The following is a 22,689-nucleotide window of genomic DNA, read 5'->3' as shown; positions in this document are numbered from 1 at the left end:
TCCGCATCACCGGTGGCTGGAGGAGGCCAGCGCGACGTTTGGGGGTTGGTAGGCGACCGGCTGGTCGGCGGCCCCGGGATCAAACTCCCGGTGGCACTCGGCAGCGACATCGCCTCGTCCCGATGGTCGTTCGTGGCTGCAGGCAGCGCTGGACAGACGAGCCCGGGCGGTATGCGTCACTCTCCAGTCGGAGAGTTGAACGCGTTTAACAGGTCTGGCAGGGTATCTCTCCACGGCCGCTCCTCTCAGTTGGCCGATGCGGGCTGAGGGTGGGAGGACCTGGTGACGGGCGGAAGCAGGCTGCGTGCGTGGGGGGCGACCCTCAGCGGCTTGATGGTGGTTCTGGCTACTCTGACGGCGTGCAACCCCTATCAGTACTACGAGGGAACAGGCATCCACGACACCACGGCGGCCGAAGTCGCTGGGGGATGGAAAAACGTCGAGGAGACCCGCGTGGTGCTTCGCAAAGACGGGACAGCTCTCTTCGAAAGGCTCGACGGGCAGGACTTCGACTTCGATGACGGCTGGCGCCTCTCCGGTAAGGGCACCTGGCAACTGACCGACGACGACGGCGGACAGGTCGTCCGACTCGCGCTGACAGCCCGGACCCAAGTCGAGAGCCGTTCCACTTCGACGGTCACCGCGACCTCAACTCCTGAACCCCCGTCGACATACGCATGGTCCTTCTACGTGGACCGCGATCAGAACGACGAGTTGCAGCTGTTCTTCTTCTACGGCGATCCCGACATCGGGAACACCTACGTGATGACGCGCGAAACAGGGTCATAGCCATTCGTTGATCGCTGCGACCAGCACAGTCGCCTCAAAGCGGACCGCCAGCCTGTCCTAGCGCGTGGCGACAGCGCGGTTCCTCTTGAGGCGGTTGATCCCGCACTCGACCGCATGATGCTCGCGGTAGTCGGCTGGATCAAAGCGCGGCGGCCGGCCGCCGCGAGAGCCAAGCTTCTGACGGCTGGGCGCCTGATCGGCCCCGTCCAGGATGGTGCAGCGGAACCCCTGGCGACGCAGGCAGGCGCGGTTCTTGCAGGAGGCGTACGCCTTGTCAGCCCGCACTCGAGCGGGACGGACGCGTAGCCGACCGGCCCAATGCGGGCACGCGGACCTGTCCAACACGGGTTCGAACTGCGGCGAGTCCCTGCACTGTCCCGCCGTGACCACGATCGGCAAGGGCTTTTGGCGCTGCTCGACGGCCAGGTGCAACTTGGTGGTGTACCCGCCGCGCGAACGTCCGAGCCCGTGATCAGCGGGCTCGGTGAATACACCGCCCGGCGGTTCCTTCCTTTTCCTTCTGCAGGTTACCCCGCTTCCGGGCCCCGGCAGTGTTCCGCCTGGTCCACGACCGCTTCCATGAACCAGCGCGTGATCTGCACGAACTCGCCAGTCAGCAAGTCGGGTTGCGGGGGCGGAGTAGTTGCTGGGCGGCCAGTTCGGAGCGGGTCAGTTCGAGCAAGCGGCCCATCCAGTTCCGGCCCCGGTCGTCGGGGATGTCTCGCCAGAAGGGTGAGTCCGAGAGGCCGGTGTAGCTGATCCTGGCGTCTCCTGTGGAAAGGAGGACCTGGGCGAGTTCGGGGTGCTGGGTGAACTTCGCGCGCAGCAGTGCTGCCATGACCGCGAGCCGGACGTCGGGCCAGTCGCTGCGGTGCGTTGCCCGGCCGCCCAGGTCATGCGCCTCTCTGCCGGAAGCCGCGTCCCGGATTCTGCTTCTGTCGGATGCGTCGGCCGCCGGCAGTGCCCAGTACCCGTGCAGTACGGAGGCGTAGGAGTCGCCGGCGATCATGATCGGTGTGGGGTAGTCGTTGCGGAGCATGAACAGACCCGGCTGCTCGGGCCATCCCTGCGGGTAGACGGTTTCGCGGGAGACCAGAGCTGGCCGGTTGGGTTCCGCGGGATCGTCGGCATACTGGACGGCTTGCCGCTCCTGCTCGTCCTGGATTCCCCTGACCGCTCGGGCGAAGTAGTCCTGGGCCTCTTGATGCATCTTGGCTGTCACTACCGGGCCATCGCCGTCGACGGCCTCGCCAATGTCCGTGAGCAAGATCCGCAAGGGGCGATCCTGACGGTCCATGTCGCCGAGGACGTAGATCCGGAGATGCGGCGGAACCTCCAGGTACGCCGCTCGCAAAAGCTCTCGGTGGGGCTCGGTCGGCTCCTGATGGAAAGATCGGATCGCATCCCAGCAGCGCTGCGCGGCAGTTGGTCGCTGGTTGAGTGCTTCGATACGGTCAGCGACTTCCAGCAGGAATCCCTGCGGTGTCAGCGGTTCGCCGCAGCGGGACTCCCACTTCGATGGTGCGTCGGGAAGCGGTGGTGTCTCCGGGTTGGTCACCACCCATCGGCCCGATCCCAGCTTCCTCGCGAGGCCGGTCAGATCCGTATGTTCTCCGCAGGTGATCGCGCCGTCCGCGAAGACGACCAAGTCGTCGAGGTAGTAGTCACCGCCCAGTTGGCCACGCCGCCAGATGTGGCACCAGGCCCCGTCAATTCTTTCCCCGTCCACCATGCGATATGTCGGTCCCCGCCATGTCATGGGCGCACGCTATCGCCTGCGCGACGATCATGGGAGTGGCGCGGAGTTCCGTGGCCGCGCTTCCTGCCCGGCCGGCGACCGGGGTGGAACGCTCGGCCGTCTGCCGTGATCCGCGCCGACCGAAGGTTCTTCTCCGGATACCGTCAGCCTCGGGCTTCCTGCCGTCCGGAACGAGGACGTATGAACGACACTTACGACGACCAGCCGCTCCGGGATCTCAGCCCCTGGGCAGTCGATCGCCTCGAAGAAGCCCTTGCGACTGCTCAGGACGGCCACGAGCTGGAACGCATCAGAGTCATCGCCCAGTCCCGCGCCTACGGGTGCGGTGATCCTGATGGGATGGCCGCACTCTGCTGCCCTGACCTGCTGGGAGACCGCTTTCATGCCCGTGTACTCGTCTCTGACTCACGCCCTGGCCGCGGCCTTGGTCGATGTTTTGTGGTTCATCGAGGGCAGTGAAGACGAGCAGATGGATCCGGACGATGCCGTCAAGGTTCTGGAGGGTGCCGGCCACCTGGTCATCAAGTTGTCGAGCGACCAACAAAGCGAACTGATCGGCCTGCTCAGAACGATGGCCACAGCCAAGTCCGACCCCGCGCGGCGGGTGTTTCTGGAAGGGTTTCCGGAAGGCTTCGGGCTCCTCGGTTGAGCGGTCCGACTTGTGCTGCACGAGTGGAGCAGGACCCGTTTGCGCAGGAGATCGAAGCCGGCGCGTGGCAGACACTCCGATACAGGCAGCACGCTAAGCATCCTGCCGAGCTCTCCCTTCCGCGGATCGCCGCGCCTACCCTGGCAGGCATGACTACGGGGGATGAACTACTCCTACTCGCGATGGTCCCGGGCAGGCAGCGCATACGCATACGCATACGAAGCGACAATCGGCTTCGGTACGCCCTGCGAATCTCGGAGTTGTCGGATCTGTGCCAGGCCGGACGGACCGCCGTCGGGCGCCGACGGATCGAGGTGTTGGACACCCGGCCTGTCGAAGACCGTCGCCTGAACAATGTCCTCCAAGGTCTCGGCGCAGCTACTCCCCCGCCCCGCCTCAAGGACTGGCTGCGCCGGACACCCCGCTCCCTGACCGTGGAGTGCCTCTCCCGACTGGAGGACCAGAAGGCGGTCCGTGTCCGTCGGTGGCGCGATTCCAGCGGCCGTACCCGCACCGACATTCTTTCTCTGGACATGCCGCGCCGCCAGGCGCTACTGACCCGCCTCGACAGCGTGGTCCGCTCCGGCTCCGCAAGGTCCACCGCTGACCGCGACCTCACCCTCGCCGTACTTGCCCAGGCCGCGGGCCTCGCCCCAGCCGCCTACCCTGGACTGCGCGGCATCATCGACCGCCGCCGTATGACCGCCCTCGCCACAACGCACCGTCTCACCCCCGCAGCCGCTGGAGCGGTACCGGTCGCCGACGTGGAGCTCGCTGCGGCACTGACCACCGGCGCCGACGTCCTCACCCGCCAACTCCTCGGCGAGCTCGGCGACCTCTACGCTGACTTCACCACCGGCGGCCACGATCTTGGCCACGGCTTGGACTCCGGCGGTTGGTCCGAGGGCGGCGCAGGCGGCACCGGCCACCACGGCGACGGGCACGCCGACTGGTGACTCCGACAGCCGGGAGGCGCACGGAACAGCTGCCGACACTGAGAGGGCTGTTCGCGAGTCATTGTCCGTTTCGAAGCTGGGATTGGGTATGGCAGCCTGGTCGAAAGCGAGGATGCAAGGCTACGGACGGCCGTTGACAACAAGCGGGCTCACCTCGCCAAGGGCTGAGGAGTCACCGTGGCGCGTACTGGTGCCACAGCGGCACTCGGAACCGAACTGCGTCACGGGTCGAGACTGCGGCACAATCTTCCTTCATGGCCGCCTCCCGTGATCCAGCCGTCCTGTATGCCGACATCGCAACTGAAGGCAGCCTGGCTGCCGCACTCCAAGCCACAGCGGGCAGGGACTGCCTCGCCGTCTCGTTCGAGGCCTCCGAATCCAATCCGCTGCTCCATGCTTCGGTCACGAGTTTGGTTCCGCATCGGACGGCGCTGGCGATCAGTGCCTGGGAGGCCGAACGTCGTTGGTCGATCCGCGGCTGCGAGCCGTTTCAGGACATGGCGCTCGTAGAAGGCGACACGCAGGAACTCGCCCAGGTTGCTCGGGTTGCGCAGGCCTGGCACGACGGGGTGGAGCTGGCCACGATCCGCCGCGCCGCGCCGTTCGTGCACCTCACCGGGCGCTTCGAGGTACCCGACCACGATCCGGAGCGACTGGCCGAGTCCGAGTGGCAGCATCTGCACACAGAGGCCGACGAGATGGACTGGCCCGAATACCGCGCGCTCATCGAGGCCGCATACTCCGAACCGGCGCTGCGGGGGCTCTACCCGTTCACCAGCCACTGGACGCTGCGCTTCTCCACCAGCACTCGCCCACGCCTCACTGTCGTCCCGCTGTGCCTGGATGCGCATCGGCAGAAGCCCTACACCCTCAGCACCCACTACATGGGAGAGGTCCTCGCCGAGGCCACGACAGCAAAGGAGGCCGTGTCGATGGCCCTGCGTCATCTGCCCTCCGACCTTGTCGCCGTCACGCCCGGGGTGGACTGAACAGACCAGGCTCGGCCTCGGACAGGATGTCGCGGTCGACGAGTCGCTTGAGCTTGTGCCGCGTGCTCTCGATGTTCTTCGGGATGCTGTCCAGCTCGAGGGCATGGCATAGGTCGCGGGCCCGCATCGGCTGTCGCATCTCGGCGAATGCGGCCAGGATCTGCTGGTCGGCCGGATGCTCCGGCACTACGGGGTCGGGGGCTCATTGAGGTCATCATCCGAGAATGCGAGCACCGTCTTCCGCGTGATCCGGTCCAGTCCGCCGAGTCGGCCGGCCAGTTCGTCGATGTGCGTGCGGACCTGCTCGGCCTCGGCCTCGACGGCCTGCTCGCGTGCCGCGATCTTGTCCAGCAGTTGTCCCAGCGCCCCCGTTCCGGTCATGCGTCGCGCCAGCTCGGGGTGCTGGTCCCGGTGAGCCGTCGGGCTATCACGTCGGTCATCGCCCAGTAGACCCGCGACTCGGAGCTGGCCGGACGGCCCTCGTAGTCGCGGACGAGGCGGCGATGCAGCATCAAGAGCCTGTAGGTGCGTTCGACGACCCACCGCTTTGCCTGCGGGACGAAGCCCCTGTCGGCCGGATTGCGCTTGACGATCTCGACGTCGATGCTCGGCATCGCACCGTGCGCGACGACCGTGCTCTTTAACCCCTGATCAACCAGCACCTTTGACACGGTCGCCGTCTGCCTGACGACGCGGTCAAGTAGCACGGTCCCGGCCCGGTTCTCGTGCACCGAGGCCGCGAACGCGGCGACCGCGATGACCAGGCCGAGCAGGTCGACCGCGAGCCCGCGCTTGCGCCCGGGAACCCTCTTCGCCGCGTCCTTCCCGGTCGTGGCGGCCGGGACGTTCCCCGCGGTATGGACGCTCTGGGTGTCCAGCACCACCAGGCTCGGATCCTCCGACCGTCCGGCCTTCTCGCGGACCTGCCAGCGCAGCAGGTCATGGATCGTCTGGTCGACGCCGTCCTCGCGCCACTTGGCGATGTAGTAGTACGTCGCCGCACGCGGCGGCAGGTACTCCCACTGGCAGCCGGTCCAGGACTGATAGAGGATCGCGTTGACGATCTCCCGCAACTCATAACGGCCCTGGTGACCGCTGACCGACGGGTGCACGGCCTTCCAGGCGGTGATCACCGGCTCGATCAACGCCCATCGCTCGTCCGTCAGGTCGCTCGGATACCGCTTGCGCTCACTCACCCGTTCAGCATCTATTCTGAACGCGTTCAGTCGATCGTGGGGCGGGGATGCGAATGACTTCAGCGAGATGGTTGTCGGCTCTGGCTGCCGTGTTGGCCTGTACCTGCGGAGGCTGCGCGAGCGCAGGGGGTGAAGCAATCCGCATTGATCGGTCGGCTCTTGCGGGCGAGTGGAGCAACCCGGCCGGTGCTCGCCTTCACCTGGGAGCCGACCGCAGCATGACGGGCGAAAGCCTCAATAGTGCCATGCTGGGAGGCACGCCGTGCCCCGACATAGCAGCCGGGCGCTGGCTCTTCTTCAGCACGCCCGACGACACGGGCTCATCGTTCGCCGACGACAAAATCACCAGCGGCGACATCATCGCACTGGACATCGACGAACCGAAGACCTCCTGCTTGCTTTCAGCCCTGATCCGGCGTGATGAGCAAGGGCTAAACCTTTGCCTGGTAGAGGACCCCGACTCCGACTGCTCCTTTAAAGAGCTCCTTCGCCGCGAACCAACCACGCCACCAGGTCGGGAAGAGAATTGACCGGACTGGCCTCACCCGAGCAAACGTCACAAGATCTGCGACAGCACCGATGAAAGTGCACCGTTCTTGATGTGGTGAGCCTGGTGGCCGGCGGATCTTCTGGCGTCCGACCCTGCATCAGACCCGAACATCCCGGCCGCCTGCACCCTAGTTACTGCGAGGAAAACGACGCTGAGGACCCCGAAGATGTCTCGCATGACGTCCGGCGAGAACCTTGGATCGACCCCGCCACGAGGCGAGCGCTGAACCATCACGTCGTACACGCGCAGTCCAACATTGCGATAGTCGAGCGCGATAGCGTCGCGCCAGCACCCACCCAAGCACCGCGAGGGGGTTCAGTAGGGCGGGTTCCTGCGCGTAGCCGTTGCCGGGTTTCGACCGGGCGAGGTGGGGTGCTTGGCGGTCGGTGAGCGCGTCGAGCGTGGCTCGGGCCGCGGCGCGTACTGCGTCGTTAGGGGCGTTGGGCAAGGGGCGGATGGGGGTGCGGACGGGTTGTGCGTCGAGTCCGAAGGTGGCGAGGGCGTCGAGGGCGTCGGTCGCTACGGTCCAGCTTTGGTGCTGGCTGGCCCACGTGAGGGTGTCGGTGATCACGGGTATTGCGATGGGGTCCTTCAGCTCGGCCAGGCAGGACAGGTAGAGGCCGGCGGGGATGGGCGTGTGCGGGCGGTCGGGATCGATGAATCGCAGGCCGTTGGCGAGGAGGGGGACGAGCCGGTCGGCGGCCTGTGGGTAGCCGCCGACGCCGTAGAGGGCCCGCCAGTCGTCCATACGCGTTTCGAGGGAGCGGATCACGTCGGGGAGGGCGCGGGGGTCCCGGTGGTCGGCCAGGGTCATGACCGCCTCTTGATAGGCCTCGCGGATGAGGGCGTTGTCGTTTGCCCAGACGTCAGGGCCGTAGGCGGTGCGCAGGGTGGCCATGTGGTTGTCGAGGGTGTCGAGGAGGAGTCCGGTGTCTTCGGGGGCGATCGTGAGCCGATCGGCCAACAGCTGCCCGCGCACCACCTCGCGGGCCAGCCGCGCCGCGGCGGTCTCGTCCTCTCCCAGGACAATCAGTCGAGATCCTGCGGGCTCCCACCGGTAGGCGAGGCGGCGGTCGCGAACGCTTCGAGGCGATCGATTTTCCCGGTGCTGAGGTCTCGGACCGGTTGGTCGGGGTCTGGGTCGTCGCTCAACGTTACTCCTTGCAAATTGACTCGCCCCGACCATGAGCCAGGTCAGCGATCGATCACAGGTCACCCCGGGGAGGTCAGTCCCACCACGAGACCATGAGCCTTTTTCAACCTCACGCCGAAGCGTGAGGTTGAAAAAGGCTCATGGACACGTCACTCGTCACAGAGAGTTGGTGAGACGACCTGACTTTAGAAGAAGTGTTTGCGTCCACCGACCGCACGACCGGTCGCACCCAGGATCCACAGGATGGCGCCAACCAGAATGAGGATGCCACCGATCGTCGTCAGCAGACCCATACCGACAAGCAAGCCGATGATCAGCAGAATAAGCCCAAGAATTATCATTTTAAACCCTATCGTCAATTCCGACTCAGGCGCGTGTGCGTATGAGTTTCACAAGGGCCCGAGTTCGGCCCTTGGTGGGTAGATCCCGACCGGCTCCAAATGCCAGGACCTCGGTGCGATAGTCCTTGTGCCCGGCGACGCGGTGTTCACGCCCACCTTCGAAACTTCGTTCAGTACGTCATCTCCTCTACCGTCCTCTGCTCCGGACGGTCCTTCCGCCCCGGACGGTTTGGAGCGATCCGGCGGATTTGCCGGTGTGCTGGGGGTCAGGGCCCGCGTGTACGCCGATACCCGGCGCGTCGGCGCCGCGGTCGCCCAGCACCACATCCGGGCGGCGCCGGGGCTGGCCACGCTTGCCCCACACGGACGGCACAGCCTGGAGAAGTGGGATCAGCTGGTGACATCGTTCACGCCGATGTGCTTGCCCCACAGCCATTTTCGCAGGTGAGGCACGTCGTAGGCTTTGTCCGCATGCAGGCGCTGGGGCCTGACGTAGTGGCCGCGGTGGGGGTCGCGTCTCGTTTGGTTGCCCTCGATCATGGGCTTCAGCGCGAGGCTGTCATGGGTGTTCGCCGCGGAGACGCCGACGACGAGGGGCAGCCCGTTTGCGTCCGACAGGACGTGCATCTTGGAATCCGGCTTGCCCCTGTCGACAGGGCTCGGACCTGTGAGTTCGCCCCTTTTTTAGCCCTCATGTGGGCGGAGTCGAGGACGGCTCGCGGGAGGTCGAGGAGGCCTGCGTCGTCCAGGCGGTGCAAGATCTCCTCGTGCAGCCGGCCCCACACACCGGCTCTCGACCAGATCAGAAACCTGCGGTGCGCTGTTGACTTCGATATCCGAAGCAGGGTGGCAAGGCCCGCCAGGCGCATCCGCTGACCAGGACGCAGATGATCGCCACGAACAGCGTCTCATCAGGCGTGTCCTGTGTCCCGCCGCCCTGCGGCCGCACCTTCGGCGGCGGTATCAGCGGCTCCGCGATCTCCCACAACCCGTCCGGAACAATCCAACTCCACGTACCCCGCCCCATGACGAGCCCAACGAGCCAGCCCCACATAGGACTCGGTCTAAGTGGTAGTGCGGGTCTCCTGGGTCGCGCGCAGAGCAGCTTCGGCGTTGGGGTAGGCGGGCAGCAGAGTGTCCATTCCGGTGGTGCTCAGCAGGCGCCCCAGGCGATCAGGGACGGTGGCCAGGGCTAGCGAGCCGTCGGCTTCCTTGGTGCAGCGCCAGATACCGACCAGAGCTCCGAGGCCGGAAGAGTCGCAGAAGGTGACGCCTGTCAGGTCGGCGATCAGATCGGGGTGTCCGCCCGCGATCAGCTCCAGCGCACGGGCTCGTACGAGGGGGGCGGTGGCGATGTCGAATTCACCGGTCAGGGCGATCACTGCTCGGGTGCCGTGCGTGTGCGTGACGTCGAGGTGGAATGCGTCGGTCATGGACGTCGGTTCTCCTGTCCGCCGAAGTTGTCGGCGGGGGCGGCGGCGCTGTGGGCCGTGGCGGTGATGCCCACGGGTGCGGCGTCGGCGGTGGGAACGGACAGGGCCAGCACGGCAACGTCGTCGCGTTCGGTGTCGGGCAGGGTATCCAGCAGCGCCACGGTGTCCTCGATGAGGGCGGCGGCGCTGACGGGTCGGGGGCGGTTGGCCAGGAAGGCTGCCAGCCCGTCTTGGTTGAGCATGTCTCCGTCTGCGGTGCGGGCCTCGGTCAGCCCGTCGGTGTACACCAGCAGTCCCTGTCCGGGCTCAAGGTGGAGGGTGCGTGAGGCGAAGGTGGCTTCGGCGAACGCGCCGACCAGCATTCCTCCCTTGGCACGGACCTCCTCGACCCGTACACCGGCACCCTCGATGGGGCTGAGGTGGTAGGCGGGAGGGTGGCCGCCGGTGGCGACCTTGACAGTGAAGCTGCCGTCTGCGGACGGTTCGATCATGCCGACGACGGCGGTGCAGAAGCGGGTGCCGACTGCGGCATCCAGCAGCAGTGCCGTGTTCAGCGCCTGCAAAGAAGCCGTCGGGTCGGCGTCGACCAGGGCCGCGGCCCGCAGCGTGTAGCGGGTCAGCGAGGTGATCGAGGCGGCTTCGGCGCCCTTGCCGCACACGTCACCCAGGAAGAACGCCCACCGGCCTCCGCCGACGGGAAAGACATCGTAGAAGTCCCCACCCACTTCTTGGGGGGAAGCGGTCTTGTAGTGACACGCCAGCTCCAGCCCGGGCACCGCCGGCAGCGCGGGAGGCACCAGGGTCCGCTGCAGGGTGGAAGCGAACTTGGCGATCGCCGCCTTGTCCCTCTCAGCGCGCCGGCGCGCCTCCGCCTCTACCTGGCGCCGCTCCTGCTCGGCCTTGCGGCGTTCCTGCTCGGCGCGCACCGCGTTCAGTGCGGACAGTCGCAGCTCCAGCTGGTCGCGCACCATCGCCGCCAGGTCCGCCAGGGTGTTGGCATCCGCCTCGTTCAGCTCGCGGGGGCGGGTGTCCAGGACGTTGACCGTGCCCAGGCGGTACCCGTCCGCGGTGATGATCGGGGCGGCGGCATAGAACCGCACCCCCATCGGACCGGCGACCAGGGGGTTGGAGCAGGCGACCGGATCGGCCAGGGTGTCAGGGATGACCGTGGTGTCATCCCGCAGTACCGCCGACCCGCACAGCCCGGGGTCCCGGCCGATCTGGGTGACGCCGTCCAGACCATGCGCGGCCTTGAACCAGATCCGGTCCTCGTCCACGATCGTCACGGTCGCCACCGGCATGTCGAACAGACGCGCGGCCAGCGCCGCGACCCGGTCATAGGCACCGTCCGGAGGGGTATCGAGGATGTCATAGCGGCGCACCGCGGCCATCCGCGCCGCTTCCGCCGACGCTGTAAGCGAGGGTCCGCTCGGCGCTATAACAGGCGCACTGACTTGATCGGACATAAGCCTCGTCTCATTTTTTTCCCCCGTAAAAGCGACAGCCACACAGCCGACGCCTTAAGCAGACTACTCACCCGTTCTGAGTCTTCCGGGCCTCGATCGTCTCCTCCCCTCCCTCTTGGCCTCCCCCGCCCAGACCTCCCCACCCAGCACACCAGGGATACACACAATGCACACCCGAGACGCAGGGGTGGCGCGACATCGGGATCACCCGCCCGGACCCTCAACGCGATGCCATTGCCGGCGACCGCAGGCGCGGGGCACAGAGTTTCCCTGGGCAGGGGCGGACCGCTGCGCCGAGCCGTCGTGGGTCCGCTGCAGGGATGCCGCACGTCAACTGGCTGACGGGAGCTGTGGACGACTGCCGCTGACGTGATGGGAGCCCGCCCTCCTGGGGGCCGCGCTTTGAAGGGTCTCCACGGTGCCGCAAGGGTGGTGTGATCGGTGAGAGCAGCGAGTCGGCCCGTTGGGTGAGTAGCATCCGGCAGCAACTACCAGGTACAAGGAGCGTGCTGTCGTGGCCAACGAGCCCGAGAAGACCCCCATCCAGAATAAGTACGCCCAGCAGTACGCTGCCGACCTCGCGGCCAACCGCACGGAGCAGGACGAGATCACCACGCAGATCATGGGCCTTCAGGAGCGCCTTGGCCAACTCAAGGTGGAGGAGCGCTGGTTGGGCCAGGCGCAGGGCAGTCTGCCCGGGACGGCCGCCCCGAACGAGCCCGAGGCGGCCGCGGTGGAAGACGGGCTGCAGGGAGGCGAGGAGAGCTCCGCACCGGCTGCCACTGATGCACCCACGACTGTTCCCCAGCCGCGGCAGGACCAGTCGGTGAAGGTGGAAGAGCCCAAGCGACCCGCCAAGAAGGCGGCTCCGGCCAAGAAGACCACGGTGAAGAAGGCGGGCTCCGTGAAGAATGCCACCAAGAAGCCGGCAGTGAAGAAGGCCGCTGCCAAAAGGCCGGTGGCTGCTCAGACTCCGGCACCGGAGGCCGCCACCACCTCGGAGGCGCCGGCGGAGAAGGCCGCGGAGAAGAAGTCGGGGCCGCCGCTGCGGCAGCTGATCCTGGACATCCTCCTCAAGACCCCGGGCGAGCCGTGCGTGGCCCGTGAGGTCAGCGATCAGCTCGCCAAGGATCATCCCAGCCGGGCAACCACCGTCCAGTCGGTGCGCAACAACCTGGAGAGCCTTGTCAAGATGAACCTCGCAGAGAAGTCGCGCCAGCAAGGGAACGCGATGTACACCGCGCCCGCCGAGAGGGCTGCCGTGACCGCCGCGGACGACACCGCGGACGGCGAGGACGAGCAGGCTCGTGAAACGGCGGCCGAGAAGGTCCCGGCGCAGGTCTAGCGTCCGCTGCGGCCCGCCCGGGCACTCGCGGCAACCCAGCGGGCCGAGCGCCGCAGGTGCCCGGGCAGCAGCACGGCACCGACGAGAAGCTGGAAGGCCGCCAGCGCTTAGCCGAACGGGTGGCCCGTGCCCAGACCCCAGCTGAGGATGCCCGCGACACCCCCGGCTCCCAGCCAGGAGATGGCCGCGCACGGCAGGCCGGTCCGTGCTCTGGCCGTCCCGTAGGTTGCGACCGCCCCTGACGAACTCGTGCACGGTTAGCGGTGGGACGTCGGCCTCTGGATCGTCGATCATGGTCGTGTGGTGGGGAACGTGACGCGCACAGCGATCTCAGCGACCGGAGGATCACGGGTCTGTCGGCCGCGGTGATCGCTGAACTCGTTGCCGAGGTGGGACCGTTGTGGCATGAGCGACACCAGGCCGGGCTTGCGTCCCAGCCGCGGAAGCGTGCGGTAGGCGCCGGTGCGAAGCACCGCATGGTCTTCATCGACCGGCTCCTGGCCACGCTCGTGCACCTTCGCCACGGGGTCACGCATGACGTGCTGGCCTGCTGGTTCGGTGTGGCCCGCTCGACTGTCACCCGGGCCATCGGCGAGGTGAGGCCCCTGCTCGCCGAGCGGGTATGCACCATCAGCCCCGACGTACGGCTGCGAACCCTGGCCGAGGTCGTCGGCCACCTCGGCGAGACCGGGAGGACCGGCATCATCGACGGTACCGAGATCCGGGTCCGCCGCCCGGCCGTCGGCCACAAGGACCGGGACAAGTTCAGCTCCGGCAAGAACAAGCAGAACGCTGTGAAGGCCATGGTCTTCACCGACGGGGACGGACGGCTGCTGTTCTGCAGCCCCACCAAGCCCGGCAGCTGCGCGGACATCACCCATGCCCGGGAGTTGGGGCTGGTCAGCTCCTGGCTGACGGACTAGCAGGCGAGATCCTTGCCGACGCCGGCTATCAAGGCCTCGGCGCCCAGACCGGCGGACGCGTCGTGACACCCCCGCACCGCAAATTCAAGAAGAATGCCCCGGCCTGGTACGAGGAGATTCACGAGCGCCGGCGCAAGGCCCACTCCTCACGCCGCATCGGGGTCGAGCACGGCATCGCGCACCTGAGGAACTGGCGGGCGCTGGCTCGTCGCCTCGGCCGCCGCGAGCACTTGGACGACACCGTCCAAGCATCGCCGGCCTACTGTGCCAGCAGCAGACCGCAGACCTGTTCCCGGCTCGGCCGTGAGCACCGAGGCCCCACCGACCTCTTCGACGTCCCACCGCTAACCGTGCACGAGCTCGTTAGGCGGCTTGGATCTGCTCGCGCAGGATGTCCGCGTGGCCGCAGTGCTGGGCCAGTTCGCGCAGCACGTGGAGGTAGATCCAGCGCATCGGCAGCGGGCCGCGCCGGTTTCCCCGTACGACATCGTCCAGCGACAGCTCCGCGGCGGCCTTCCGCGACGCCTCGCAGGCTTTCCTGTAGGCGAGCTGGACCGAGGCCACGGTATCGCCGGAGTCCAGGTCGAAGGACTCGTCGGGCGTGTCCGGAATACCGATCTCGGCACGCGGCCGGCAGGCGATCGCCTCGTCGAACCAGACCTTCTCCACGAACGTGACGTGCTTGACGAGCCCCAGCAGCGTGGTCTTCGACGCCACCAGCGACCGCCGGGCCTGCTCCTCGGTCAGCCCGCCCAAACTGGCGTGGAGGGCGGCCCGGTGCTCATCGAGGAACGTCTCGAACTGCTCGCGCAGCGGGGCAGGAAAGGTAGCGGGGTCGGTGGTCGCTCGGGAGTCCATGACAGCAGACCCTAGTGCTGCACCGTAAGTCCGTGGAGGGGAACTCGGTCATTGCGGGAGCGTCCGGAAGCACCCCGCAGAGGCGAGTAGACGTCCCGGTAGCGGCTACCGGCCGTGGTTATAGACCCTCCTCGGACTAACGCGGTGCAGCACACTAGTGGTGTGGTTGGCGGTCGCCGAGGAGGGACAGCAACTGCAGCTTGTCGTGGCTCTCGGTGCCGGGGGTCGCCGTGTAAACCAGGAGGGCCTGCTCCTGGTCGGCGTCGAAGAGCACCTGGCAGTGCAGTTCGAGGAGGCCGAGGTCGGGGTGCACCATACGCTTGAGGTCCTCCGGGCGGCGCACGCTGATCTCATGGCCGGCCCAGATCTCGGCGAACTCCTCGCTCCGCTGCAGGAGGGCGGCGACGATCTCGCCAGCCCGGGAGTCCGCGCCCTGCCGGGAGTAGGCGGCGCGTAGTTCGGACGTGAAGGTGCGGCCCTGCATCGGGTGATCGGCCTTCGGATAGATCCGGCGGGCCAGCGGGGCGGCGAACCAGCGGTAGACGAGGCTGCGGTCCAGTCCGGTGAACTTGGTCTCGTTGCCGACCAGCGCGACCGCGGGCCGGGTCTGCACCAGGGTCTCGCCGGTTCTGTTGACCACCTGGGCGGGCGTGTCGGCCAGGCGGTCCAGGATCCGCATGATGCCGGGATTGACGTGGTCGCCGCGCAGCGCGCGGCCGGGGGTGTTGTGCCCGGCGATGCGGAACAGGTGGTCGCGTTCGTCCAGGGACAGGTGCAGCCCGCGGGCGACGGCGGCCAGCATCGACTCGGAGGGCAGCGGGCCGCGCTGCTGCTCGATACGGGCGTAGTAGTCGGTGGACATGCCGCAGAGGGTGGCCACCTCCTCGCGGCGCAGGCCCTGGGTGCGTCGGCGCGGCCCGCGGGGCAGGCCTACGTCCTCGGGCTGCAGCGCCTCGCGGCGGGTGCGCAGGAAGTCGGACAGCTGTGCTCGGTCCATGGCGGCATTCTCCCTCGTGTCAGGAGGCGGCAGCGGGTCAGGAGGTGGGGAAGCGCAGGCCGGTCAGTTGCTCGGACAGGTCCCAGATCCGCTGGGCGGCGGTCAGGTCGCGGGCGTTCTTGTAGATCCGCTGCTCCGCGGGGGCGCCGCTGAGGTGCAGAAAGCCGCGCGGCCCGTAGAACGCCCCGCCTCGGGCGTCGGGATGGGCGGCGGCGTAGAGCGCGGGCAGCGGTCCGGCCTCGGGGGACTGGACCAGGATCCCGGCCCGGCCGAGTCTGCGGATCACCCGCACCGCGACGGTGTCCTTGCTCCGGCCCAGGTGCGGCTGGGCCGCCAGCAGGTTGGTCGGGGTGATACCGGGGTGGGCGACATTGCTGCTGATGCTCCAGCCCCACCGGTGGCTGCGGCGGTCCAGCTCCAGCGCGAAGAGCATCTGCGCGATCTTGGACTGGCTGTAGGCGGCGGAGGGCTTGTACCCGGCCTGCCACTGCGGATCGTCCCAGTGGATGCCGCCCAGGTTCGCGGCGATGCTGCTCTGCGAGGTCACCCGGCCGCCCGCGGCGCGCAGCAGCGGCAGTAGGGCTGTCACCAGAGCGAAGTGTCCGAGGTGGTTGGTGCCGAACTGCAGCTCGAAGCCCTCCTTGGTCTCCCGTCGGATCGGGGGTTCCATGATTCCGGCATTGTTGACCAGGAAGTCGATGGGACGCCCCTCGCCCAGGAGTTGCTCACCGAGCGCGGCGACGGACTCCAGCGAGGACAGGTCCAGCGCGCGGAGGGAGACCCGCGCCCCCGGACCGGCGGCGCGGATTCGGGCTACGGCGGCAGCCCCCTTGGCGGTGTTGCGTACCGGCAGGACCACGTCGGCCCCGGCGGCGGCCAGACGGCCGGCCAGCCCGAGGCCGATCCCGTCGCTCGCGCCGGTGACCACGGCCAGCTTCCCGCTCAGATCGGGCACACTCACATCAGGCTTGGCCATGACGACTCCTCCATGCTTCACATGGCGGGCCCCATGCCGGCGGCACGCGCGAACAACCCGTCCACCGACAACGATGCGGCTGTTCGCACCCCGGATGAAGGCACAGCCCGTCCAGGGACAGCCAGTCCCCCTTTCACTGCTCAGGGTTGAACGACCCGCACGGTGAAGGGGCTTCGCCCTCTATCTGGCCAGCCGAGACGGCTACGAGGTCAACTTCCTCCCCACAGGCCTGCCCTCCGGCAGCCCCGAGGACTGCGTCGTCTGCGCCTGCTACCTCTACCTCGGCGACCAGCCGACTTGGCCAACACCCCTCCACGAACTTTTGCGGTGAAGCACTAGATGACGGTCGACGGCGAGGCGGAGCCGGTTCCGGCGAAACGGGGTGTGTGGCGCTCGAACACCGGGAGCCGGCGGGACAAGCTCACCGCGGAGCAGCGTGCCGCCCTCGCCGCGCTGGGCATGGAATGGGCGGGCGCGGTGCTGGCCATCGAGTCCGCCCCGGGGCTGCCCGCCTCGCAGCCCGCACCGCCAGCAGCCCCGGCGAGGCGGCGGGTGGCCGGGAGCTTGACTCTGATCGAAGGGGCGCCGTCCCTCGGGCTGGTCACCTTGGCGGCGCATACCGCCGGGGATGGGGGCGTGGTCCCGATCAAGGTGGGCGGCCGAACCCGACGGCTCCGGACGGGATTAGAAGAACCATCACTCCGCTGGTGAACCGCATGCCAGGATTGTCCCCGGTAGCGCACCGCACGCAGGACTCCCCCATTGTGACCAGGGACAGCCGGGCGCAGCGTTCCCAACAGCGCTTTCGTTTAGCGGGCTGCCGAGTGCCGCCCGCTTCGTCCCCGTGCCCGGCGCCCTCCGCGGCACGGCCCCACCCCCTGGAGGGCGTCCATGTCTGCTGCCACCGTCACCGCGAAGTCAGCCCGCCGGGCCACGGCGCTTTTCACCGCAGCGGCCGCCGCCTTCGGCGTGCTCGCCCTGGCGACCCCTGCTTATGCCGACAGCGTCGTGCAGGTCGCCGGCCGGGCCCGTGCCGGTGAACGCCCCCTACACCGTCACCGTCGGCCTCCCCATGACCGGTCCCGACGACCGGTTCGACCCCTACGTGGTCGACCTCGCCCTGTCCGGTGCCGCGGTAACCATCACCACCGCGACGCCGTCTGACCCGCTGTGGGAGTGCGCCAACCAAACCGCGTCGAGTGCCCAGTGCTGGCAGCTCGCCGCCATGGGCACCCCCGTGTCGATCACCCTCACCATCACGCCCACCGAGGCGGGCGCCGTCATCCTCCGGGCCGACGCCCAGAACTACGTCATCTTCCCGGCCGGCACCGACAGCCTCACCACCCAGGTCGAGAACCCGGCCCCCGCGCTCCCCTTCACCGGGTTCTTCTCGCCCGTGCACGACACGCCCGCCGTCAACTCCGTCAACGCCGGCCGCAGCATCCCGATCAAGTTCTCCCTCGACGGCGACAAGAGCCTCAACGTCCTCGCGGCCGGTTTCCCGACTTCCCGGGCGACCGCCTGCGGCACCGGCACGGCCGACCCGGCCGAGGCCACCACCAGCACTTCGGGACTCACCTACGACGCGGCCAGCGGCACCTACACCTACGCGTGGAGGACCGAGAAGGCGTGGGCGGGCACCTGCCGCACGTTCCACCTGGCCTTGGTCGACGGCACCGACCACGTCGCCTACTTCCAGTTCAAGTAACCACCGCACCGCCACGCAGTAGAACCGCCCGCCCCGGAACCGCGGGGAGACCACGTTCGAGATCTGGTGGGCCCTCCAACACCGCAGCTTGCGTGGATCTCCAATTTGACATGGTGGATACCCAGGAAGAACTCGGTCGTCGAACGCTGTGTCCAGACCTGCCGACACGAACTGCTCGACCGCCACCCGATCCTCGCCAGCGCACCCTTGGACGCCACCGTCGCCGACCTCGTACGCATCGCCGGATGCCGCTGGATGGCGAGGAGTGCTTCCAGAGCGCGAATAATGAATGCGGCCTGGACCAGTGCGAAGTCCGCCGCTACGAGCTCGTAGCGCGATCTTGTTGATGTTGGCTGGTGAGGCGGAACCGGTGTGACGATTCGGCCGTTCGTGATGGTGTGGGTACTCGACCGTGGATCGTGGACGATGAGTTGTGGGCGCTGATCGAGCCGTTGCTGCCGCTGTGGCCGGAGCGGTCGCCGGGGCCGCGGCCGGTGTCGGATCGTCTTTGTCTGCAGGGCATCCTGTTCGTCCTCTACACCGACATAGCCTGGCAACTCTTGCCGCTGGAGCTGGTGTTCGGCTCGGGCCAGACGTGCTGGCGTCGCCTGGACCGGTGGCAGAAGGCAGGCGTCTTCGACCAGCTGCACCGCATCCTGCTCGCGGAACCGAACGCGGCCGGCGCACTCGACTGGTCACGGGCGTGCGTGGACGGTTCCCACGTCCGAGCGAAAAAGGGGGATCCGGTACCGGTCCGTCGCCGGTTGACCGGCGGAAAACGGGAAGCAGGCACCACCTGATCTGCGACGGACGTGGCACCCCGCTCAGAGTCATCACGACTGCAGCCAACGTCAACGACGTCACCCAGACCCTCGCTCTGGTCGACGGCATCCCACCCATCGCCGGCCGCCCGGGCTGGCCCCGCAGACGACCCGAAGCCCTGCTCGGCGACAAGGGCTACGACTCCAACCCCAACCGAGACGAACTACGCAAGCGCGGGATCCTGCCCGTCATCTCACGCAAGGACTGTCCGAACATCAAGGGACTGGGCAAACTTCGCTACGTGGTGGAGCAGACCTTCGCCCTGCTCCACCACTTCGAACGCCTCGCAGTTCGCTGGGAACCGCGCACCGAACCTCACGACGCCTTCGTCCACCTCGCCTGCAGCCTCATCTGCTACCGACGCCTCAGGCAGTGCCGATCGCAAGCGGTGGTACGAGTTCAAGAAGTGCTCGACACGGACGCATACGGAGTCAGCCACGCAACGCGATGAAGAGCTGGTACCCGGTGATCCCAAGTCCGCCGCAGGCCATACCGAGGCCCACGGCTGACATCAGCGCCATCATGACCTGGCCGTAGAGCGACTGGCGGGCGGAGGCGCGGCTGGGGTTGCTCGGGTCGTAGCTGAGCTCCAGCTGCTGCCCGCCGGTCGACTCCCGGTAGAAGTGCAGCCCGCCGTCCTGGTCCTCGTACCGGTACACCTTGGTTCTGTGGGTGTGGTGGTCGAGTTGTGCCATCACCGTGATGCCGTGCCTGGGGAGATGCAGCGCTTCGTACAGGCCTCGTCCCAGTGTCAGAGCCATGGATACCCCCGCGCCCGCGAAGAGCTGAAAGAACGGCAGCGCGATGGCCCACGCCGGCTCACGGAGCACCGCCACCGTCACATCGATCACCGCGAAGACCGCGATCACGGCGACAAGGAGAACCCGCTTCGAGGGGGTCCGGGGGTGCCCCGCAGGAACTTCGGTGATCAGATCTTCGCCGTCGACGCGCAATCCCTCGGCGGCGCTCTCGGGCAGTCGGGCCTGCAGGGCGGCACAGAACGCGGTCACGGCGGCGGCGCTGGCATCGTGAACCGCGTACACGGTAGGACGGCGGTCGGCCTCTGCAGTCGTCAGAACGACCTCGAGCCGGCGGTTGAGGCTGCCGACCGCTTCAATGGCCTCCAGCGGAATGCGTGTCACGCGCCCGTCCTCTTCCCACTGCACGTAGTCGAATCCGTCCCCGAAGCGGGCGGTGGCACTGCTGCCGCGCAGCACGAGGGATGGGAGGGCAGGCGTCGTCGTCATGTGCATACGACGGCTGAGATCGCCAAACGGTTGCCCACCGCCGTGGCAGGCGCACGCCGCAGCCTCAGGGCAGAAGGCGGCACCACTCAACGCCAGGCCAATCTTGGCCCCTGGCTCCACCCAGCCAAGGCGATGATCCAGAGGCGAAGTCGTGCACCCGGCACCGGAGCCGTCCTGGCCGAATTCGATTTCCGCCCTCAGCCCGCGCGTGCTCTCCCCGCGCCGCCTCTGCCCCACCAACCAGAACACTTGAACAAGATCGTGTTATGAGCTCTACGCAAGTTGGTACCGGCACATCACACTCTCCGCGCCCAAGCCTTTGACCAGCGCTAATGAAGAAGTCCGGCTGGAGTACTAGCACTACAGTCACCGATGGTCACACAGAAGGCCTCATCGTGGCTGACAGTGACTCGATGTCAAACACAATGAGGCCGCATACCGCAGGTGACTCAGACGATTCGGAGCTTCTCTATCCGCACCCCACCAGGGTGAGGTGACCAGCCCATGGCGGTGTTCTTCCCGATCGGCTGAGCAGGCTGCCACCGCCCGTCTCCGAACCACTGGACACGATTGTTTCCGGTCCAGATCTGGTCAGCCCATAAGGGCCGCGCATACTGGTCAAAAAGAAAGACGTCGCCAGCGTGCGCGAAACAAGCGATGCACTTGTGCCGAGTAGGATCACTGCCGTAGTGGTAGGACAGTTTTACGAACTCGCTGTTGTTGCACGGAACTTGACTGGCCGCCGATGCCGAGCCGCTGGTCGTCCAGGCCATCATCCCGACGGTGGCCACTGCGACCATTACGAGTTTTTGTAGCTTACCAGTCATCTGAACCCTCCACAGCAGGAATGCTGATTTGCCGAAACCGATTCTGGCGACGTGCGCCAGCCAAAAAACGTAGCAATCGTCCTGAGAAGTGAGCAACGTAAAACGGAACGACATTAGCGGACGCCGAATTGGAGATCCGCACAAATAGCGAAGGTGAAGGGCCCGTCACACCTTGACCACAGCTACGACCTGGTCGCTGCTCGCGAGCCGAGGCGGGGTGCCCTTCAACCCAGGGCTGATTCAAAGTCCAGGGGATCATGGAGACGTGCAGTTCGCCGAGGTGTGGCGATCCGGCGGAAGCCCGTCATTAACACTGCGGCCTGCAGATCCTCATCCGTGACGTCAACAGGCTCCGACAGACTCAGCTCGTACCAGCGCAGCCGCCAGAAGTCGAAGACTTCACTCCCGTCGGCAGCGAAGTCCACGTCGACCTCGGTGCCGTTGCCACTGACGAAGCGACACCCTGCCCCATGCACCTGGCAGGCGTAGGTGCCGATGTGATCACTGCGGCTGATCCGACGCGAACGGGGCCACGCCGACGATGTCCGTCAGTCGCTCAAGCGAGGGGAACGCCAGCCTCATGGCCTCATCAATCGCGGTTCTGGTCGAACATCAACCCGTACGGAACGTTCCGTCTGGAGATGGACAAGCGCCTCGAACTTGGGCTGACGACCGCAGTCCCTCGCCCCCGTTCTGCCGGGTCCTTCACAGCACCTCGAAACTGAATGTGTCAGTACGCGGAGTATTGTTCCCCGGTCATGGCGTCGCCAAGTCAGTGGATGAGGGCCGGGCCGTGAGATGTCGTTGACTGAGTGGCCGACGGACAGGACAGCGGCGAACTCGGCGTGGATGCGATCGACGGCCGTGTGGAACGGCTTGTCCCCCAGGCGGGAGGGATCCATGGCGCGCCCGCGTCGGCACGGCCCTGGGGTTTCCCTGAGAGATCAGGACGGGGCAGAACCGCCATCAACTGCCGTGCGCTGACGCCTGTAGTGGCGAGCTGCCCGGGCGCGGTTTCCGCACGACGGCTTGCACCACTCCTGCCGCCCGTGGCTCTTGACGAAGTAGCGGACGCAGCGGGGAGCGGCGCAGGATCGCAACTGCGTGCACTGCGGGCCACTGAGAAAGTCGATGGCGGCTCGGGCCAGGGCCGCGACAAGCCGAATGTAGGGATCGTTCTCCGCCGACAGCAGTCGGGCGGTAGGGACTCCTTCGACGGGCCAGTCGATCTGCGGGGCGACCAGTTCCCGCGCGGCAGCCGCATTGAGGTGGGCCATTGCCTGGTCGGCAGTCATCAGGCGATGGGCGTCCGCCGGGCTGGGAGGAGCGGGACTGACCACTCGGGCGAACAGGGCCCGCACTGCCTGCCGAAGCTCGATGATCCCGAGCCTGAGGTTTTCATCCGCTGCGAGTTCTCCAGCCGGAATGTGGCCGGCCAGCAGATCCCCCTGCTCTTGGATCCAGTGCGTTGTTCCCTGGACCGTGGCGAGGTCATCGGCGACGCCGCCATCTGCGTCGTGGCGAATCGTACTTGCCAGTTCCAACGCCAGCCAACGCTTCACAAGGCATCCCCTTCCATCTCGGTGCCCGGTCGTCAGCCACTTGATCACATCCCTACGCACACCCTAAGGTCTCTAACGGAAAATGAAGAAACTTCCGTTAGATACTGAAGTGGGTGGAGACACCTGCCCTGGCATGGGACGGC

The 22,689-nt window shown here is 67.1% G+C and carries 23 protein-coding genes and 3 pseudogenes; 10 read left to right on the top strand and 16 right to left on the bottom strand.

The features are described from left to right. The first annotated feature begins 282 nt into the window (after positions 1–282). Positions 283–789: a hypothetical protein gene (locus ACFYPA_RS29100; RefSeq protein ID WP_389135139.1), complete on the top strand. Its 507-nt coding sequence runs from the start codon at positions 283–285 to the stop codon at positions 787–789. A gap of 57 nt (positions 790–846) precedes the next feature. Here the strand turns inward: ACFYPA_RS29100 and ACFYPA_RS29095 are convergent, their stop codons facing one another. Both ACFYPA_RS29095 and ACFYPA_RS29090 read right to left on the bottom strand, forming a co-directional pair. After that, positions 847–1,221, bottom strand: coding sequence for a transposase (locus tag ACFYPA_RS29095; protein ID WP_389135136.1), 375 nt, complete (start codon positions 1,219–1,221; stop codon positions 847–849). Positions 1,222–1,402: 181 nt separating this feature from the next. Next, positions 1,403–2,521 (bottom strand): NADAR family protein, encoded by a 1,119-nt coding sequence (locus ACFYPA_RS29090; protein WP_389135133.1) that lies wholly within the window; start codon positions 2,519–2,521, stop codon positions 1,403–1,405. 409 nt (positions 2,522–2,930) lie between these two features. On the opposite strand from ACFYPA_RS29090, the gene ACFYPA_RS29085 reads away from it, so the two are divergent. From ACFYPA_RS29085 to ACFYPA_RS29075, 3 genes are all read left to right on the top strand, one after another. Further along, positions 2,931–3,197 carry a hypothetical protein gene (locus tag ACFYPA_RS29085; RefSeq protein WP_389135130.1) on the top strand — a complete coding sequence of 89 codons (267 nt, stop codon included), beginning with the start codon at positions 2,931–2,933 and terminating at the stop codon, positions 3,195–3,197. A 149-nt stretch (positions 3,198–3,346) separates the two neighbouring features. Beyond that, positions 3,347–4,153, top strand: coding sequence for a GPP34 family phosphoprotein (locus ACFYPA_RS29080; RefSeq protein WP_389135127.1), 807 nt, complete (start codon positions 3,347–3,349; stop codon positions 4,151–4,153). A 254-nt stretch (positions 4,154–4,407) separates the two neighbouring features. Then, the gene (locus ACFYPA_RS29075; RefSeq protein WP_389135125.1) at positions 4,408–5,142 is read left to right on the top strand and encodes a DUF6193 family natural product biosynthesis protein; all 735 of its coding nucleotides are present in this window, start codon (positions 4,408–4,410) and stop codon (positions 5,140–5,142) included. Here ACFYPA_RS29075 and ACFYPA_RS29070 read toward each other — a convergent pair. The 3 genes from ACFYPA_RS29070 to ACFYPA_RS29060 are packed head-to-tail and all read right to left on the bottom strand — an operon-like array spanning position 5,123 to position 6,338. Next, positions 5,123–5,329: a hypothetical protein gene (locus ACFYPA_RS29070; protein ID WP_389135123.1), complete on the bottom strand. Its 207-nt coding sequence runs from the start codon at positions 5,327–5,329 to the stop codon at positions 5,123–5,125. The two genes, ACFYPA_RS29075 and ACFYPA_RS29070, sit on opposite strands and share 20 nt — an antisense overlap. Next, positions 5,329–5,523, bottom strand: a complete 195-nt coding sequence (locus ACFYPA_RS29065; protein ID WP_359083100.1) for a hypothetical protein — start codon at positions 5,521–5,523, stop codon at positions 5,329–5,331. Before ACFYPA_RS29065 ends, ACFYPA_RS29070 begins: the two co-directional genes overlap by 1 nt. Next, on the bottom strand, positions 5,520–6,338 hold the full coding sequence (locus tag ACFYPA_RS29060; protein ID WP_389135120.1) for an IS5 family transposase: 819 nt from the start codon (positions 6,336–6,338) through the stop codon (positions 5,520–5,522). Before ACFYPA_RS29060 ends, ACFYPA_RS29065 begins: the two co-directional genes overlap by 4 nt. A gap of 218 nt (positions 6,339–6,556) precedes the next feature. Between ACFYPA_RS29060 and ACFYPA_RS29055 the strand changes: the two genes are divergently transcribed. Continuing rightward, positions 6,557–6,868, top strand: a complete 312-nt coding sequence (locus ACFYPA_RS29055) for a hypothetical protein (RefSeq protein ID WP_389135118.1) — start codon at positions 6,557–6,559, stop codon at positions 6,866–6,868. 147 nt (positions 6,869–7,015) lie between these two features. Here ACFYPA_RS29055 and ACFYPA_RS29050 read toward each other — a convergent pair whose 3' ends face one another. From ACFYPA_RS29050 to ACFYPA_RS29035, 4 genes and pseudogenes are all read right to left on the bottom strand, one after another. Further along, positions 7,016–7,867, bottom strand: coding sequence for a hypothetical protein (locus ACFYPA_RS29050; protein WP_389135116.1), 852 nt, complete (start codon positions 7,865–7,867; stop codon positions 7,016–7,018). A 923-nt stretch (positions 7,868–8,790) separates the two neighbouring features. Further along, positions 8,791–9,409, bottom strand: a pseudogene (locus ACFYPA_RS29045) (IS5 family transposase); the annotation flags it as partial. Positions 9,410–9,446: 37 nt separating this feature from the next. Continuing rightward, positions 9,447–9,815 (bottom strand): STAS domain-containing protein, encoded by a 369-nt coding sequence (locus ACFYPA_RS29040; protein WP_389135113.1) that lies wholly within the window; start codon positions 9,813–9,815, stop codon positions 9,447–9,449. Continuing rightward, the gene (locus ACFYPA_RS29035; RefSeq protein WP_389135111.1) at positions 9,812–11,206 is read right to left on the bottom strand and encodes a PP2C family protein-serine/threonine phosphatase; all 1,395 of its coding nucleotides are present in this window, start codon (positions 11,204–11,206) and stop codon (positions 9,812–9,814) included. The genes ACFYPA_RS29040 and ACFYPA_RS29035 overlap by 4 nt, the downstream gene beginning before the upstream one ends. A 589-nt stretch (positions 11,207–11,795) precedes the next feature. On the opposite strand from ACFYPA_RS29035, the gene ACFYPA_RS29030 reads away from it, so the two are divergent. The 3 genes and pseudogenes from ACFYPA_RS29030 to ACFYPA_RS29020 form a co-directional block, all read left to right on the top strand. Further along, on the top strand, positions 11,796–12,626 hold the full coding sequence (locus ACFYPA_RS29030; RefSeq protein ID WP_389135109.1) for a hypothetical protein: 831 nt from the start codon (positions 11,796–11,798) through the stop codon (positions 12,624–12,626). Between the two features lie 476 nt (positions 12,627–13,102). Continuing rightward, a complete protein-coding gene (locus tag ACFYPA_RS29025; protein WP_389135107.1) occupies positions 13,103–13,549 on the top strand; it encodes a transposase family protein in 447 nt (148 codons plus the stop codon). Positions 13,550–13,611: 62 nt separating this feature from the next. Further along, positions 13,612–13,740: pseudogene (locus tag ACFYPA_RS29020) on the top strand (transposase); the annotation flags it as partial. Positions 13,741–13,912: 172 nt separating this feature from the next. On the opposite strand, the gene ACFYPA_RS29015 reads toward ACFYPA_RS29020, so the two are convergent. From ACFYPA_RS29015 to ACFYPA_RS29005, 3 genes are all read right to left on the bottom strand, one after another. Continuing rightward, entirely contained in the window at positions 13,913–14,407 is a 495-nt protein-coding gene (locus ACFYPA_RS29015; protein WP_389135105.1) for a DinB family protein, read from the bottom strand. 154 nt (positions 14,408–14,561) lie between these two features. Then, a complete protein-coding gene (locus tag ACFYPA_RS29010) occupies positions 14,562–15,404 on the bottom strand; it encodes a helix-turn-helix transcriptional regulator (RefSeq protein ID WP_389135103.1) in 843 nt (280 codons plus the stop codon). Between the two features lie 37 nt (positions 15,405–15,441). Continuing rightward, a complete protein-coding gene (locus tag ACFYPA_RS29005) occupies positions 15,442–16,380 on the bottom strand; it encodes an SDR family oxidoreductase (protein WP_389135101.1) in 939 nt (312 codons plus the stop codon). A 1,072-nt stretch (positions 16,381–17,452) separates the two neighbouring features. Here ACFYPA_RS29005 and ACFYPA_RS29000 point away from each other — a divergent pair. Together ACFYPA_RS29000 and ACFYPA_RS28995 are read left to right on the top strand one after the other, a co-directional pair. After that, positions 17,453–18,088 carry a PxKF domain-containing protein gene (locus tag ACFYPA_RS29000; protein WP_389135098.1) on the top strand — a complete coding sequence of 212 codons (636 nt, stop codon included), beginning with the start codon at positions 17,453–17,455 and terminating at the stop codon, positions 18,086–18,088. A gap of 416 nt (positions 18,089–18,504) precedes the next feature. Next, positions 18,505–19,283: pseudogene (locus ACFYPA_RS28995) on the top strand (IS5 family transposase); the annotation flags it as partial. A 58-nt stretch (positions 19,284–19,341) separates the two neighbouring features. Here the strand turns inward: ACFYPA_RS28995 and ACFYPA_RS28990 are convergent. The 4 genes from ACFYPA_RS28990 to ACFYPA_RS28975 all read right to left on the bottom strand — a co-directional run bounded on the left by ACFYPA_RS28990 (position 19,342) and on the right by ACFYPA_RS28975 (position 22,546). Further along, on the bottom strand, positions 19,342–20,406 hold the full coding sequence (locus ACFYPA_RS28990) for a DUF3592 domain-containing protein (protein WP_389135095.1): 1,065 nt from the start codon (positions 20,404–20,406) through the stop codon (positions 19,342–19,344). Between the two features lie 200 nt (positions 20,407–20,606). After that, positions 20,607–21,080 carry a hypothetical protein gene (locus ACFYPA_RS28985; protein WP_389135092.1) on the bottom strand — a complete coding sequence of 158 codons (474 nt, stop codon included), beginning with the start codon at positions 21,078–21,080 and terminating at the stop codon, positions 20,607–20,609. A gap of 128 nt (positions 21,081–21,208) precedes the next feature. Continuing rightward, a complete protein-coding gene (locus ACFYPA_RS28980) occupies positions 21,209–21,460 on the bottom strand; it encodes a DUF6896 domain-containing protein (protein WP_389135090.1) in 252 nt (83 codons plus the stop codon). 468 nt (positions 21,461–21,928) lie between these two features. Further along, the gene (locus ACFYPA_RS28975; RefSeq protein WP_389135087.1) at positions 21,929–22,546 is read right to left on the bottom strand and encodes an ABATE domain-containing protein; all 618 of its coding nucleotides are present in this window, start codon (positions 22,544–22,546) and stop codon (positions 21,929–21,931) included. Between the last annotated feature and the right edge of the window lie 143 nt (positions 22,547–22,689).

This window comes from Streptomyces sp. NPDC005775, assembly GCF_042871565.1.
In the GTDB taxonomy this organism is placed as follows: domain Bacteria; phylum Actinomycetota; class Actinomycetes; order Streptomycetales; family Streptomycetaceae; genus Streptomyces.
The sequence above is the reverse complement of the archived record's forward strand: the minus strand, read 5'-3'. Positions and strand labels throughout refer to the sequence as shown.